Annotated in this window: 15 protein-coding genes; 8 read left to right on the forward strand and 7 right to left on the reverse strand. The window is 74.2% G+C overall.

Annotated features, from left to right (window positions below):
* Positions 1-9: 9 nt before the first annotated feature.
* From ACWGN5_RS18545 to ACWGN5_RS18560, 4 genes are all read right to left on the reverse strand, one after another.
* Positions 10-990, reverse strand: a complete 981-nt coding sequence (locus tag ACWGN5_RS18545) for a hypothetical protein (protein WP_453516296.1) — start codon at positions 988-990, stop codon at positions 10-12.
* On the reverse strand, positions 987-2,249 hold the full coding sequence (locus tag ACWGN5_RS18550; RefSeq protein ID WP_453516298.1) for an MFS transporter: 1,263 nt from the start codon (positions 2,247-2,249) through the stop codon (positions 987-989). Before ACWGN5_RS18550 ends, ACWGN5_RS18545 begins: the two co-directional genes overlap by 4 nt.
* Positions 2,249-3,589, reverse strand: coding sequence for a discoidin domain-containing protein (locus ACWGN5_RS18555; protein ID WP_453516300.1), 1,341 nt, complete (start codon positions 3,587-3,589; stop codon positions 2,249-2,251). The genes ACWGN5_RS18550 and ACWGN5_RS18555 overlap by 1 nt, the downstream gene beginning before the upstream one ends.
* 290 nt (positions 3,590-3,879) lie before the next feature.
* A complete protein-coding gene (locus ACWGN5_RS18560) occupies positions 3,880-4,236 on the reverse strand; it encodes a cupin domain-containing protein (protein ID WP_453516301.1) in 357 nt (118 codons plus the stop codon).
* A gap of 275 nt (positions 4,237-4,511) precedes the next feature.
* Between ACWGN5_RS18560 and ACWGN5_RS18565 the strand changes: the two genes are divergently transcribed.
* Both ACWGN5_RS18565 and ACWGN5_RS18570 read left to right on the forward strand, forming a co-directional pair.
* On the forward strand, positions 4,512-5,501 hold the full coding sequence (locus tag ACWGN5_RS18565) for a pseudouridine-5'-phosphate glycosidase (RefSeq protein WP_453516303.1): 990 nt from the start codon (positions 4,512-4,514) through the stop codon (positions 5,499-5,501).
* On the forward strand, positions 5,498-6,412 hold the full coding sequence (locus tag ACWGN5_RS18570; RefSeq protein WP_453516304.1) for a carbohydrate kinase family protein: 915 nt from the start codon (positions 5,498-5,500) through the stop codon (positions 6,410-6,412). The genes ACWGN5_RS18565 and ACWGN5_RS18570 overlap by 4 nt, the downstream gene beginning before the upstream one ends.
* Positions 6,413-6,418: 6 nt before the next feature.
* On the opposite strand, the gene ACWGN5_RS18575 is transcribed toward ACWGN5_RS18570, so the two are convergent.
* Positions 6,419-7,054, reverse strand: coding sequence for a uridine kinase (locus ACWGN5_RS18575; protein WP_453516306.1), 636 nt, complete (start codon positions 7,052-7,054; stop codon positions 6,419-6,421).
* Positions 7,055-7,168: 114 nt separating this feature from the next.
* On the opposite strand from ACWGN5_RS18575, the gene ACWGN5_RS18580 reads away from it, so the two are divergent.
* Genes ACWGN5_RS18580 through ACWGN5_RS18590 form a run of 3 tightly spaced genes read left to right on the forward strand, consistent with a single transcriptional unit; the run spans position 7,169 to position 8,758 of the window.
* Positions 7,169-7,585, forward strand: coding sequence for a VOC family protein (locus ACWGN5_RS18580; RefSeq protein ID WP_453516307.1), 417 nt, complete (start codon positions 7,169-7,171; stop codon positions 7,583-7,585).
* Positions 7,586-7,631: 46 nt separating this feature from the next.
* Positions 7,632-8,384 (forward strand): SDR family NAD(P)-dependent oxidoreductase, encoded by a 753-nt coding sequence (locus tag ACWGN5_RS18585; RefSeq protein WP_453516309.1) that lies wholly within the window; start codon positions 7,632-7,634, stop codon positions 8,382-8,384.
* Positions 8,385-8,410: 26 nt separating this feature from the next.
* Positions 8,411-8,758: a MerR family transcriptional regulator gene (locus tag ACWGN5_RS18590; protein WP_453516311.1), complete on the forward strand. Its 348-nt coding sequence runs from the start codon at positions 8,411-8,413 to the stop codon at positions 8,756-8,758.
* A gap of 99 nt (positions 8,759-8,857) precedes the next feature.
* On the opposite strand, the gene ACWGN5_RS18595 is transcribed toward ACWGN5_RS18590, so the two are convergent.
* The gene (locus ACWGN5_RS18595; protein ID WP_453516312.1) at positions 8,858-9,487 is read right to left on the reverse strand and encodes a winged helix-turn-helix transcriptional regulator; all 630 of its coding nucleotides are present in this window, start codon (positions 9,485-9,487) and stop codon (positions 8,858-8,860) included.
* A 94-nt stretch (positions 9,488-9,581) separates the two neighbouring features.
* Here ACWGN5_RS18595 and ACWGN5_RS18600 point away from each other — a divergent pair, with 94 nt between their 5' ends.
* From ACWGN5_RS18600 to ACWGN5_RS18610, 3 genes are all read left to right on the forward strand, one after another.
* On the forward strand, positions 9,582-10,793 hold the full coding sequence (locus ACWGN5_RS18600; protein WP_041128684.1) for a pyridoxal phosphate-dependent aminotransferase: 1,212 nt from the start codon (positions 9,582-9,584) through the stop codon (positions 10,791-10,793).
* Positions 10,794-10,861: 68 nt separating this feature from the next.
* A complete protein-coding gene (locus ACWGN5_RS18605; RefSeq protein WP_453516314.1) occupies positions 10,862-11,320 on the forward strand; it encodes a hypothetical protein in 459 nt (152 codons plus the stop codon).
* 13 nt (positions 11,321-11,333) lie between these two features.
* Positions 11,334-12,023, forward strand: a complete 690-nt coding sequence (locus tag ACWGN5_RS18610) for a DUF2293 domain-containing protein (protein WP_453516316.1) — start codon at positions 11,334-11,336, stop codon at positions 12,021-12,023.
* A gap of 47 nt (positions 12,024-12,070) precedes the next feature.
* On the opposite strand, the gene ACWGN5_RS18615 is transcribed toward ACWGN5_RS18610, so the two are convergent.
* Positions 12,071-12,898: a chaplin gene (locus ACWGN5_RS18615; protein WP_453516318.1), complete on the reverse strand. Its 828-nt coding sequence runs from the start codon at positions 12,896-12,898 to the stop codon at positions 12,071-12,073.
* Positions 12,899-13,005 lie beyond the last annotated feature (107 nt).

Genomic DNA, 13,005 nt, shown 5'->3' on the forward strand with positions numbered 1-13,005 from the left:
CCGGAGCCCTCACCGCGGCGCCGCGGGCGACGACGCCCCGGCGGCCAGTCGCCGTGGGGCTCCCGTGCCGTCGGCGGGCACCGACCAGACCGCTCCCCCGTATCCGTACGCGAGGGTCTTCGTGTCCGTCCACAGCGCCTGGTCGTCGAAGCCGCGCCGCTCGGCGACGGGGTGCTCGCGTCCGGTGCTCAGGTCGAGGACGTACAGCCGCCACGGCTCGCGCGGGCCGTCGGACACCCGTTTCTTGAAGGCGATCCGGGTCCCGTCCGGGGAGAGCGAGGGGCATTCGACGTTCTCCCGCAGGGTCCGGGCGGACCAGTTCCGCATGTCTCCCTCGACGAGGTGGGTGCGGCCGCCCGTCGAGACGGTGGCGTAGAAGCGGTTGTCGTCGGCGGCGAAGGTGACGCCCCAGTAGTTGACGTCGGGGGCGTGGTGGCGGCGGCCGTCGAGGGTGAGCGGGATCTGCTCGATGTTCTTCACCAGGTAGCCGGTGCGCAGGTCGAGGATCGAGGTGCGGGTGGAGAAGGCCGAGTGCGCGTACGAGTCGCCGGTGGCGAACATCGTCCAGGACAGCATCCGTCCCGAGGCGGAGACCCTCGCCCGGCTGGGGATGCCCGGCAGGCCGATGCGGCGGACCTCACGGAGCCGCCCGTCGAGCACGAGGGCGTACGAGCGGGCCGGTACGCCCGGCCGCCGCTGGAGGCAGAGGGCGGTGGAGCCGGCCGCGTGGAAGCGGTCGCAGGAGGGGCCTCCGGTCACCCGGCCGCCGGGCGCTGCCGGGTCCACGCGCGCGATGCGGCCGCCGGCGGTGTCCCGGACGTAGAGCGCCCCGGTGCCGCCGTCCAGGGTGAAGCCGGGGGCGGCGGTTCCCGTGGCGGCGGCCCGCCCGGAGGCGGCGCGCAGGGTGTAGGCGGTGGCTCCGCCGCCGAGCAGCAGGAGGGCGAGGACGAGGATCCCCACACGCGTGCGCGTGGAGGCGGCGATGTTCATGGCCTGGTCCCTTCGGGGGTGGGCCCGGACGGCAGCAGCCGGGCGGCGCAGCACAGGGCCGCGGCGAGGGCCAGGAGCGCCGCGACGAGCGCCGTCTCCGGTCCGCTCGCCGTCCACAGGGCGCCGAAGGCGACGGCGGCGGCGAGCCGGGCCAGCGCCTGCGCGGTCTGGACGACCGCGAGGCCGCCGGCCTGCCGTCCCTCGGCGAGGAACGGTCCGGCGAGGGCCATCAGGACTCCGTCGGTGGCGGCGTAGAAGACCCCGAGCAGCAGGAGGACGCCGACGAGGGCCGCCGTACCGGGCAGGGGGGCGAGGAGCAGTCCGTAGGCCAGGAGCAGGGCCCCGTGCCCGTACAGGAGGGGTCGGCGGCGCCCGAAGCGGTCGGCGAGGCGCCCGGCGGGGACGGCGAGCAGGAGGTACACGCAGGCCGCGCCGAGCGGCAGGAACGGGAACCAGGTGGGGTCGAGGTCGAGGCGCCGCTGGAGCAGCAGGTAGAGGAAGGAGTCGCCGACGGTGGCGGCGCCGAGGAGGGCGGCGCAGAGCACGATGCGGCGGTACGCGGGCGAGCCGCGCAGGGCCGCGAGGAGTGCGCCACGCGCGCGGGGCGCCGCCGTCCGCCTCGGCGGCATGCCCTGTGCGCGCCCGGGGACGAAGAGCAGCCAGAGCAGCACGCCGAAGGCGCCGACGCAGAAGCTGACGGCGAAGACCGCCTCGTACGTCTCGGCCGTCGCCCGCAGCAGCGCGAAGGCGGCGAGGGGTCCGAGGAGGGCGCCGGTGGTGTCCATGGCGCGGTGGGTGCCGAAGGCGCGGCCCAGGTCCTCGGGCGGGCTGTGCAGGGTGATGAGCGCGTCGCGCGGGGCGGTGCGCACGCCCTTGCCGAGCCGGTCGGCGGCGAGGGCCCCGGCGATCCAGCCGGTCGCCCCGCCCGCGAGGAGCAGGCCGAGCCGGGAGCAGGCGGAGAGGGCGTAGCCGAGTCCTGCGACCTGTTTGTGGCGGCCGCCGCGGTCGGCGGAGGCGCCGCCGAGGAGCCGTACGAGGGCGGTGGCGCCGGTGGAGAGGCCGTCGAGGAGCCCGAACTGGAGCGGGGAGAGGCCGAGTCCGAGGACCAGGTAGAGCGGCAGGACGGCGGTCACCATCTCCGAGGAGACGTCGGTGACGAGGCTGACCGTGCCGAGGGCGAGGACGGTGCCGGGGACGCGCCGCCGGGTCCCGGTGGGACGGGGCGGCGCGTCGCGGCGACCGGTGGTCGCGAGGTACATCAGTGGCAGGTGTAGGTCGGGCCGGAGTCCTTGACCTGGTCGTCGATGCCGACGTACTGCCAGGTGTAGGTGGTGTCGGTGAGGTTCAGCTTCAGGACGCCGTACGAGCCGCTGATCCGCTTCTGGCTGTTGGGCTGGACGGTCTCGATGTCGTAGGGCTCGGCGCCGCCCATGCCGCCGACGATCTCGACGATGCCGTCGGCGGTGGCCTGCCCGTTCGGGTCCTGCGGGGCGAAGCGCTCGTAGTGGTGGTCGTGTCCGTTGAGGACGAGGTCGGCCTTGGCCGCGTAGAGGATCTGCCAGACGGGCTTGGAGACGGGGTCGTTGCCGTGGCCGCCGGAGGAGTACAGCGGGTGGTGGAAGTAGGCGGCGACGCAGCCCTTGGTGTTGCGCGCGAGGTCGTCCTTGAGCCACTGGATCTGCGCGGCGTCGTCGAAGGTGTTGGAGTCGAGGGCGACGAAGTGCCAGTTGCCCTGGTCGTAGCTGTAGTAGGGCTTGCCGAGCGGGTAGGCGATGGCGCCGAAGTACGACTTGTAGCCGGAGAACGCGCCGGCCGGGTCGTAGGACTCGTGGTTGCCGGGCACGGGGTGGGTCTGCGCCTTGAAGACGCCCCAGCTCTTGTCGTAGTAGTTCTTGAAGTCCGAGAGACGGGCGTCGTCGTACTGGTTGTCACCCATCGTCAGGTAGAAGGACGGCGCGATGCGCTGGGCCAGGGCTGCCGTCTTCGGGTGGGCGCAGGAGCTGCTGGAGGCCGTGCACTGGGCGGCGATGTCGCCGGCCGCGACGACGGTGAAGGCGCCGGTGGGCGGGGGCGTGGTGGAGGTGGTGCCGTAGACCTCCACCGTCCAGAGCGAGTAGCCGTACGAGGTGCCGCGGGCGGTCCCGTAGACGCGGAGGTAGCGGCCGGTGCCGGTGAGTCCGGTCCAGTCGTCCGTGGCGCCGTTGCCCGCGGTCTCGGTGGCGAGCCGGGTCCAGGTGGTGCCGTCGGCGGAGATCTCGACGCGGTAGGCCTTGGCGTAGGCGACCTCCCAGACGAGTTTCACGCGGGAGACGGTGGCCGAGGGGCCGAGGTCGACCTTGATCCACTGGGGGTCGACGCCTTCGGTGCTGGCCCAGCGGGTGGTGGAGTTGCCGTCGAAGGCCTTCTCGGGGCCGAAGGTGCTGTCCTCGACGGAGGAGGAGGTGGCCGGCCTGCCCTGGGAGATCAGGGTGTCGGCGGCGGCTCCGGCCCGGTCCGGGAGGGCGAGCAGGAGTCCGCCGACGAGCAGCAGCACGGCGGCGAGGACGAGGGGCAGACGGTCGGTGGTGCGGCGAGGTGGGGCGGAGGCGAACGGGCGCATACCTGGGCTCCCTGGCCTGAGGGGTCGGCGAGAGCTGGACACCGGTGCGGGCACCACGGCTTCGCCGGGCGGCACGGCCGGGGCGCCCGTGCCGCGTGGTGCGGGCACGGGCGACCGACCGGGTGGCGATTCGGGGCGCCACACGGCGGGTGGTGCTCGGCGGCCGGGTCAGAGCTCTCGCTGAGCGCGTCACGCCCCTGATCGGGCGCCGCGCCAAGCCACCGCCCGGGATGCTAGCGGATAGGAAGGTTTCCTACCAGACTCTCAACTCGGCGGCTGCCCCCGGGGATTCAGAGGCTGATGTGGTACGCCTTGCGGAGCGTCTCGTGCACCGTCCAGGTCGTCCGGTCGCCCTCGCGCAGCACGCACGCGTCGCCGGGGCCGATCTCCAGGGTCTCGCCGCCCTCGACGGCGACGGTCGCGCGCCCGGAGACCACCACGAACAGCTCGTTGGCCTCGGTGTCGGTGACGACGCCGGGCGTGATCTGCCAGATGCCGCGCAGCTGCTTGCCGTCGGCCGACTCCCACAGCACCTTGCCCGTCACCTCGGGCGTGCCGGAGACGATCTGGGCGGGGTCGAGGGGCTCGGCCTCGAGCTCCGCCTCGGGGATGTGCACGGCGAAAGAGGGCGCGTCATGAGTGGTCATGGGCGGTGACTGTAGCGGGGGTCCGAGGGCGTTCCCAGGGCGGGACCGGGTGGAGGAACAGCCTCCGTTTCGGCTCCCACCAGGTGCGATGCCGAGAACCTTCGGCGGCGACGAAATCCGTACCGGCGCTCCGGCGCGGCGCCCCAAGGGGGTCGCGGCCGGACCCGACGCCTCGGGCGGGGGGCCGGTCACGGATTCCGCAGGCGCCCTCCGGCGTGTGGCAGGAGGTCGCCGACGAGGTTTGCGGGGCCGGTGATCGCGCCAAGGAATGGGACATGTCCACACAGGTGTCCGAAGAGGTACGGGAAGCGCTCCACGAGGGCCGGCCCGTCGTCGCGCTGGAATCGACGATCATCGCCCACGGCCTGCCGCGCCCGCGCAACCTCGCCGTGGCGACGGAGCTGGAGGAGTCGGTACGGGCCGGGGGCGCCGTCCCCGCCACCATCGCGGTCGTCGACGGCACGGCCAGAATCGGCCTCGACCCGGCGGCCCTGACCAGGATCGCCGAGGACCCGTCGGTGCGGAAGCTGGGCCACCGCGACCTGGCCCCGGCCCTGGCGACCGGGGCGACGGGGGCGACGACGGTCTCGGCGACGGCCTGGCTGGCGGACGCGGCCGGCATACGGGTCTTCGCGACGGGCGGGCTCGGCGGCGTCCACCGCGAATGGAGCGAGACCCAGGACGAGTCCGCCGACCTGCGGCTGCTCGCCCGGGTCGGGATCACCGTGGTCTGCGCCGGGGTCAAGTCGATCCTCGACGTGCCCGCGACGCTCCAGCGCCTGGAGACCCTGGGGGTGACGGTCGTCGGCTACGGCACGGAGCACTTCCCCGGCTTCTACCTCGCCTCCTCGGGCGAACCCGTCGACTGGACCCTGCGCACCCCGGCGGAGGTGGCCGGGGTGATACGGGCGCAGGACGCGCTGGACGGCCCCCGGGCCGCGCTCGTCGTGGCCAACCCGGTGCCGGTGGCCGAGCAGTTGGATCCGGCGCTGCACGACCGGGTGCTCGCGCGCGGCCTCGCCGCGGCGAAGGAGAAGGGGATCACCGGGCAGGCGGTGACGCCGTTCCTCCTCGAATACCTGACGGTGCACACGGAAGGGGCGTCCCTGGAGGCCAACCTCGCGGCGGTACGGGGCAATGTGCGGCTCGCGGCGAGCATCGCGACGGCGTACGCGTCGGGGGCGGCGCACGACACCGGGGCCGGTGGCGCGGCGGGGCACGGCTCGGAGGCCGGCTCGGCGGCGCCCGGCGTCGGCGGCCGGTGACCCGGGCAGGGGGCGCGCTCCTCGTCGTCGGGGACGTGGTCACGGACGTCGTCGCCCGACACCGGACCCCGCTCGCCCCGGCGACGGACACCGCGGCGGAGATACGGACCCTGCCGGGCGGCGCCGGGGCCAACGCGGCCTGTTGGGCGGCGCGTTCGGGCGGCGGGGAGGTGCGGCTGCTCGGCCGGGTGGGGACGGACGCGGCCGGCTGGCACGAGCGGGCACTGCGGAGGGCCGGTGTGCGCCCCCTGCTCGTCCCGGACGCGGACGCGGCGACGGCCACCGTGATCGCGCTCGTGGACGGCTCGGCGGAGCGCACCTTCCTGACGGACAGCGGCGCCGCACTGCGCCTCTCCCCCGCCGACTGGTCGCCGGGGCTCCTGGACGGCGTGGCCCGGCTGCACCTGTCGGGGTACCTGTTCTTCGCCGCACCGAGCCGCGAGACGGCCTGCCGGGCGCTGCGGGACGCGCGGGCGGCGGGGGTCCCGGTGAGTGTGGACCCGGCGTCGGCGGGGTTCCTCGCGGAGCTGGGCGCGGACCGGTTCCTGGCGGCCGCGGAGGGAGCCGAGACGCTGCTGCCGAACGCCGACGAGGCCCGGTCGCTCACCGGGTGCGGCGAACCGGATTCGGCGGCCGCGGATTTGAGCCGGCGGTTCCCGCTGGTCGTGGTCACCCTCGGGGCGGCCGGAGCGCTGGTCGCCGAGGGCGGCGCGGTCACCGCGCGGGTGACGGCGCCCCCGGTGCGGCCGGTGGACTCGACGGGCGCGGGCGACGCGTTCACCGGGGCCTTCCTGGCGGCGCGGCTCGCGGGCGCGGACCCGGTGCGGGCCGCCGAGGCGGGCTGCCGCGCGGGCGCGGAGGCGGTCACCACGGTGGGCGGCAGACCCCCGGCAGACCCAGGCGACGGCTGACAGGCCCTAGGTCTTCAGGCCCGTCCAGGCCGGGTGGCGCGGGTCGTCGGCGCGGACGACGGCGTCCGCCACGTCCGTGGGGCCGACCTCCATCTCGTACCGGGCGAAGGCGGGCAGGGTCCAGGGCTCCTCCGTGCGCCGGGCGAGGGCGCCGGGTGTGAGGCGCAGATGCACGGTGAGGTCGAAGGGGAACCAGTGGCCGAGCAGGAAGGGCCCGTGCAGTACGAGGACCCCGCGCGGCGGCAGCGTGACGTACGGGCTGCGGGTGGCGCGGTCCGTGACCGGGTCCCACAGGTCGGGCAGCACGCGCCCGGTGCCGCCGGGGTCGAGCGGCCCGAAGACCTCCCGCCACAGGGCCCCGGTGTCGGTCCACCCGCTGTAGTACGCGTCGGGGTCCTGCTTCCCGTACTCGTACCGGAGGGAGGCCGGCCGCAGGAAGCCGCCGGTGCTCACGACCTGGACCGCTCGGCCGCGGGTGCGCAGCGCCTCGGCGAGGAGCCCGGCGAGCTCGCCCGCGGGCGCGGCGGGCGGGCCGTCGATGCCCACCTTGAGCCAGTCGTCGCCCGCCGCGGCGGGGGACGCTTCGAGGTGGCCGGCGAGCGTCTCCGCCAGCCGGTCCCAGGTGATCGCCTCGTATCGCATGCCGTCCATCCTGCCTGCCCCACCCACCCCTGACGCGTACGCCGACATCCTCGGCCGTACGGTGACCTGGCCGCGCGACCGCACGGCGTCCACGGAGGAGAGGACTGGTTCCCCATGAGCCGGCGTCAGGAAGCCCTGCCCTACGAGACCACGGAGACGACGACTCCCTTCGGCCTGGGGCTGCACCATGTGCAGCTCTCCCTGCCGCCGGGCGAGGAGGAGGCGTGCCGCCGCTTCTACGTGGACGTGCTCGGCATGACCGAGATCCGGAAGCCGCCGGTCCTCGCGGCGCGCGGCGGTCTGTGGGTGCGCTCGGACGCGCTGGAGATCCATCTGGGCGTCGAGGAGGACTTCCGGCCGGCCCGCAAGGGGCACCCGGGCATCCTGGTCGCCGACCTCGACGGCCTGGCCGAGCGGCTGACCGGCCTGGGTGTCGAGGTGACGTGGGACGACAACTTCCCGGGCCACCGCCGCTTCTACGTCGCGGACTGCCACGGGAACCGGCTGGAGTTCCTCCGCCCCGTGCACTGAGCCGGGCTTGACCTTGTCACTGGCGTCAGGGTTCGACCATCGGCTCATGGACACCACCACATCCACCAGGGTCGTCGTCGTCACGGGCGCGGGCACCGGCATCGGCCGGGCCACCGCGCGCTCCTTCGCCGGGCAGGGGGCGACGGTCGTCGCCGTCGGCCGCCGGGCCGAGCCGCTGCGGGAGACCGCCGAGGGGCATCCGGGCATCCGTCCGTTCACCGCCGACATCACGGCGGAGGGCGCGGCCGAGGAGATCGTCCGTGCCACGCTCGCGGCCCACGGCCGGCTCGACGTCCTCGTCAACAACGCGGGGATCTCCGCCGGCGGCCCGCTCGGCACGCTGGACCGTTCCGTGATGGCCCCGCTCCTGGAGACGAACCTCGTCGCCCCGGTCCTGCTCACCCAGGCGGCCCTCCCCGCGCTCCGGGAGTCCCGGGGCGTCGTGGTGAACGTGACGACGACGATCGGTCAGCGCGGCTGGCCCGCCAACTCCTTCTATCCGGCGACGAAGAGCGCCCTGGAGACCCTGACCCGCTGCTGGGCGGTGGAGCTCGCGCCGGCCGGCGTCCGGGTCGTGGCGGTCGCTCCCGGTGCGATCGAGACGCCGATCGCGGACCACATGGGCCTCTCCCCCGAGCAGCGGAAGGCGGTGCGGGCGTGGCAGCTCGCGCACACCCCGCTGGGCCGGGTCGGCAGGCCGGAGGAGGTCGCCTGGGCGATCACCTCGCTCGCCGCAGCGGACGCCGCCTTCCTGACCGGCACCGTGCTGCCCGTCGACGGGGGCGCGCTGGTCTCGTGATACGACTGCGCGAGGAGGTGGCGTCCTTGCGCATCGGTGAACTGGCCCGGCGGACCGGGGTGTCGGCCCGCTCGCTGCGGCACTACGAGCAGGCGGGGCTGATCACGTCGGTCCGCGCGGCGAACGGGTACCGGGTGTACGAGGAGAACGCCGTGGCGCGGGTGTCGAACATCCGGTACCTGCTGGACGCGGGGTTCACCCTGGACGACGTGGCGGCGTTCCGCACGTGTCTGGACGGGGACATCTCGGCGGCTCCGCCGTCCGCCCGCGCCCTGGAGATCGCCCGCGAGCGGCTCGCCGTGATCGACGCGCGCATCGCGGCCCAGACGGCGGCCCGCGACCGCCTGGCGAAGGCCCTGGCCGCGCAGTCCTGAGCTCAGGCCGACGCGAGGGCATACGCGCGGGCACACGCGAGGGCATGCGCGAGGGCATGCGCGAGGGCCGATGCGACGGCCGGGGGCGGCGACCTCGCCTCAGACCGACGCGACCACCGGCGCGGGGCGTTCCAGCACGGCGCGGCCCGCTTCGACCGCCTCGCCGAGCGTCAGCTCGCCCGCCGCGAGGGCCCGGCAGGTCGCCGCGTCGGTCCGCAGCCGGGCGTCGGGGGCCTCCACCGCCCCGTCCCCGTAGCCGACGACGCCGTCCGCCCCGAGCCGTACGTGGAACTCGCCCTCGTCAAGCGTCACCTGGACGACGCCCGCGCCGAGTTCCGTCAGCACGCCGAGGAGCGGGATCGCGTACCAGTGGGCGCGGACCGCGTCCGTGGGCCGGGGTTCGCCGAGGTCGGGAGCGCCCCAGGCGGCGAGGGTGCGCAGGACGGGCAGCAGGTCGCGTCCGCGCGGGGTGAGTTCGTACACGTACGCCGAGACGGGCGGGGGCAGCCGGCGCCGGGTGACGAGCTCGGCGCCCTCCATGTCCTTGAGGCGCCCGGCGAGCATGTCGGTGCTGACGCCGGGCAGATCGGCGTGCAGGTCGGTGTAGCGGCGCGGCCCGGCGAGGAGTTCGCGGACGACGAGCAGGGTCCAGCGGTCGCCGACGAGGTCGAGGGCGCGCGCGGCGGCGCAGTGCTGGTCGTAGCTGCGGCGGCGTGGCTGACGTGGCATGCGACGCAGTCTAGACATGTTGTTGGACTTTCCAAGCTCGAACTTGGTAAAACCAAGCAACACGAAACCGACGGGGACCTTGGGGAGATCCGACATGGAGTTCCGGCAGTCGAGCAAGCTGAACGAGGTCTGCTACGAGATCCGCGGCCCGGTGATCGAGCACGCCAACGCGCTGGAGGAGGCGGGCCACAGCGTCCTGCGCCTCAACACCGGCAACCCGGCGCTCTTCGGCTTCGAGGCCCCCGAGGAGATCGTCCAGGACATGATCCGGATGCTCCCCAAGGCCCACGGCTACACCGACTCGCGCGGCATCCTCTCCGCCCGGCGCGCGGTCGCCCAGCGCTACCAGTCCATGGGCCTGCCGGACGTGGACGTCGACGACATCTTCCTCGGCAACGGCGTCTCCGAGCTGATCTCGATGGCCGTCCAGGCCCTCCTGGAGGACGGCGACGAGGTCCTCGTGCCGGCCCCCGACTACCCGCTGTGGACGGCGGTGGTCACGCTCGCGGGCGGCAGGCCCGTGCACTACCTGTGCGACGAGTCCGCCGACTGGTACCCGGACCTCGACGACATGGCGTCGAAGATCACCGACCGCACCAAGGCCATCGTCGTCATCAACCCCAACAACCCCACGGGCGCCGTCTACCCGAAGGAGGTCCTGGAGGGCATCTTCGAACTCGCCCGGCGCCACGGCCTGATGGTCTTCGCCGACGAGATCTACGACCAGATCGTCTACGACGAGGTCGTCCACCACCCGGCCGCCTCCCTCGCCCCCGACCTGGTCGTCCTCACCTTCGGCGGCCTCTCCAAGACCTACCGGGTCGCGGGCTTCCGCTCCGGCTGGCTGGTCGTCACCGGCCCCAAGCAGCACGCGAAGAACTACCTGGAGGGCCTCACCATGCTGGCCTCCATGCGGCTCTGCCCCAACGCCCCCGCCCAGTACGCCATCCAGGCCGCGCTCGGCGGCCGGCAGTCGATCCACGAGCTCACCGCCCCCGGGGGCAGGCTGCGCGAACAGCGCGACCGGGCCTGGGAGAAGCTCAACGAGATCCCGGGCGTCTCCTGCGTGAAGCCGAAGGGCGCCCTGTACGCCTTCCCGCGCCTCGACCCCGCCGTGCACAAGATCCACGACGACGAGAAGTTCGTCCTCGACCTGCTGCTGCGGGAGAAGATCCAGGTCGTGCAGGGCACCGGCTTCAACTGGCCGCGCCCGGACCACTTCCGCATCCTGACCCTGCCGTACGCCGACGACCTCGACGCCGCCATCAGCCGCATCGGCCGCTTCCTGAGCGGCTACCGGCAGTGACGTCCGACCCCCTCTGCTGTCATGATCTAGAGATCTGAAGGCCGAGGAGAACGGGAGGGCGGCCGGTCATGGATGCGGCGCTGATAGCCGTGGCGGGAACCCTGTTGGGCGTCGTGTTCACGCACTGGTTCCAGGGGCGGGCCACCGAGCGCACGGCCGCGCTCGCCCGCACCGAACAGCTCCGGCAGGAACGGATCGCGACCTACAGCGCGTTCGCGGAGGCGGTCGTCGACTACCGGCACAGCCAGAACGACCGCTGGTTCCGCGCCTTCCAGCAGCCCGGCTCGGAGGAGGCGGAGGAGTCCCGCCACGCCTCCTACCGTCAGCGCACCGCCGCCCGGCAGGCCCTCTTCCGCGTCCAGCTGGTGTGCGAGGACGCGGAGGTCCGGCGCCTCGCCGAGGCGGCCTTCGTGGACTCCCACTGCATGCACGACGCGGTCGACGAGGCGGACCGCGCCCACCGCTCGGAGCAGGCGAAGAAGGCGCTCGCCGTGTTCATCGCCGCCGCCGCGCCCGGCGTCCGCTGATCGGGGACCGGCCGTGGACCTCGTCGCGCCCGTCGTCGTCGAACCGCTCAGGCGCCGCCGCTGCTCGGAGTGCCACCAGGGGCCGCTGCAGCGGATGATCGTCGAGTTCAACGCGCCGGTCTGCCTGGACTGCGCCGATCTCGGACATCTGGTCTTCCTGCGCCGGGGCGACACCGCGCTCACCCGCCGCGCCCGGGAGGCGAGCACGCTCTGGGCCGTGGTCGTACGGCACAACCGGCGCCGTACCCGGTACGAGCGCCAGGGCCTGCTCGTCGAGGAGGCCGCCCTCGCCGAGGCCGAACGGGCCTGCCTGGCCGACGCGGACGCGCGGGCCGCGCGGCGGGCCCGGGACGCGGTGCGGCGCGCCGCGCTCGACGCCGAGATCACCCAGGTCCTGCGGGCGGAGATCCTGCGGCTCTTCCCGTCCTGCCCGGCCGACCGGGCCACCGAAATCGCCGTCCACGCCTCGGCGAAGGGCACCGGGCGGGTGGGGCGCACGGCCGCGGGCCGCTCGCTCGACCGCGGCGCGGTCACCGCCGCGGTACGAGCCTCCGTACGGCATGTGGACACGCCGTACGACTCCCTGCTGATGCAAGGGATCCCCCGGCACCAGGCCCGGACGCGGATCGCGCCCGCCATCGAGGCGGTGCTCCGGACCTGGCGCCAGGACGACGGGACCGCGGGCGGCCGGGGACGCGGCTGACGGCTCGGGCGTCAGCCGGCGTCGGAAGGGCCGCGCGGGGCGGACCCTCAGGCCTGGTCGGCGGCCCGGCGTGCGCGGCGGTACAGCAGGGCGCCGCCGAGGAGCAGCGCGGCGCTCGCGGGAACGGTGTACCCCAGGGCGTCCGAACCCGTGGCGGCCAGCGAGGCGGTGCTGGTCTCACCCTGCGGCGCGGGGGCCGGGGCGGCCGGGGGGACGCTCTCGGAGCGCGGCACCGGCACGTTGCGCACGGGGGTCTGCGGGCGCGGCGTCGGCGTCTCGATCGGCTGCTCGGGCTTGGCCGGGCCGTTCACCGAGGTGTTGCCGAAGACCGGGTTGAGGATGCCGACCACGTTGGCCGAGTTCCCGCTGAGGTTCACGGGGAGGTCGACGGGCAGCTGGAGGCCGTTCCCGGAGAGCACGCCCGGGGATCCCGCGGCGTGGGTCTCGGCGGTGGACCCGCCGCCGTTGGAGGAGCCGCCCCCGTGGGAACCGGTCTGGGAGCCGCTCTGGGAACCGGTCTGGGAGCCGCTCTGGGAGCCGCCGGCCTGCTCGCCGCCGCGCGGGGTGGCGGGCTGGTCCTTGTGGGAACCGCCGCCGTTCTCGTCCCCGTACCCCCCGGCCTCGCGCTCCGTGGAACGGTTGGCACAGCTGTTGCCGAAGGCCGGGTTGAGCAGCCCGACGACGCTGACGGTGTTGCCGCACGCGTTGACCGGGACGTGCACCGGCAGCTGGAGCGTGTTGCCGGAACCGACTCCCGGCGAACCGACCGCGGCGCCCTCGGCGCCGGCGTCGGCGTGCGCGGCGCCCGCCGAGAGGGCGAGCGCGCCGCCCGTGACCAACAGTGTGGCCAGACCACTTCGGCGAATCTGCCTCATGGCTTCCTGCCTTCCGGAGGTGTGCACGGGCCAAGTGCCCGTACCGGAATCAACGCGACAAACGTGTGCACCGGATCCGGCCGTTGACCGGTTTCACCCCATCGAGT

The sequence above is a fragment of the Streptomyces sp. NPDC055815 genome (assembly GCF_053616475.1).

What these genes read in the sequence shown, in the direction of transcription:
- ACWGN5_RS18545 (WP_453516296.1), bottom strand. Translation starts at nt 990, where the DNA reads ATGAACATCGCCGCCTCCACGCGCACGCGTGTGGGGATCCTCGTCCTC.
- ACWGN5_RS18550 (WP_453516298.1), bottom strand. Translation starts at nt 2,249, where the DNA reads ATGTACCTCGCGACCACCGGTCGCCGCGACGCGCCGCCCCGTCCCACC.
- ACWGN5_RS18555 (WP_453516300.1), bottom strand. Translation starts at nt 3,589, where the DNA reads ATGCGCCCGTTCGCCTCCGCCCCACCTCGCCGCACCACCGACCGTCTG.
- ACWGN5_RS18560 (WP_453516301.1), bottom strand. Translation starts at nt 4,236, where the DNA reads ATGACCACTCATGACGCGCCCTCTTTCGCCGTGCACATCCCCGAGGCG.
- ACWGN5_RS18565 (WP_453516303.1), top strand. Translation starts at nt 4,512, where the DNA reads ATGTCCACACAGGTGTCCGAAGAGGTACGGGAAGCGCTCCACGAGGGC.
- ACWGN5_RS18575 (WP_453516306.1), bottom strand. Translation starts at nt 7,054, where the DNA reads ATGCGATACGAGGCGATCACCTGGGACCGGCTGGCGGAGACGCTCGCC.
- ACWGN5_RS18580 (WP_453516307.1), top strand. Translation starts at nt 7,169, where the DNA reads ATGAGCCGGCGTCAGGAAGCCCTGCCCTACGAGACCACGGAGACGACG.
- ACWGN5_RS18585 (WP_453516309.1), top strand. Translation starts at nt 7,632, where the DNA reads ATGGACACCACCACATCCACCAGGGTCGTCGTCGTCACGGGCGCGGGC.
- ACWGN5_RS18595 (WP_453516312.1), bottom strand. Translation starts at nt 9,487, where the DNA reads ATGCCACGTCAGCCACGCCGCCGCAGCTACGACCAGCACTGCGCCGCC.
- ACWGN5_RS18600 (WP_041128684.1), top strand. Translation starts at nt 9,582, where the DNA reads ATGGAGTTCCGGCAGTCGAGCAAGCTGAACGAGGTCTGCTACGAGATC.
- ACWGN5_RS18605 (WP_453516314.1), top strand. Translation starts at nt 10,862, where the DNA reads ATGGATGCGGCGCTGATAGCCGTGGCGGGAACCCTGTTGGGCGTCGTG.
- ACWGN5_RS18615 (WP_453516318.1), bottom strand. Translation starts at nt 12,898, where the DNA reads ATGAGGCAGATTCGCCGAAGTGGTCTGGCCACACTGTTGGTCACGGGC.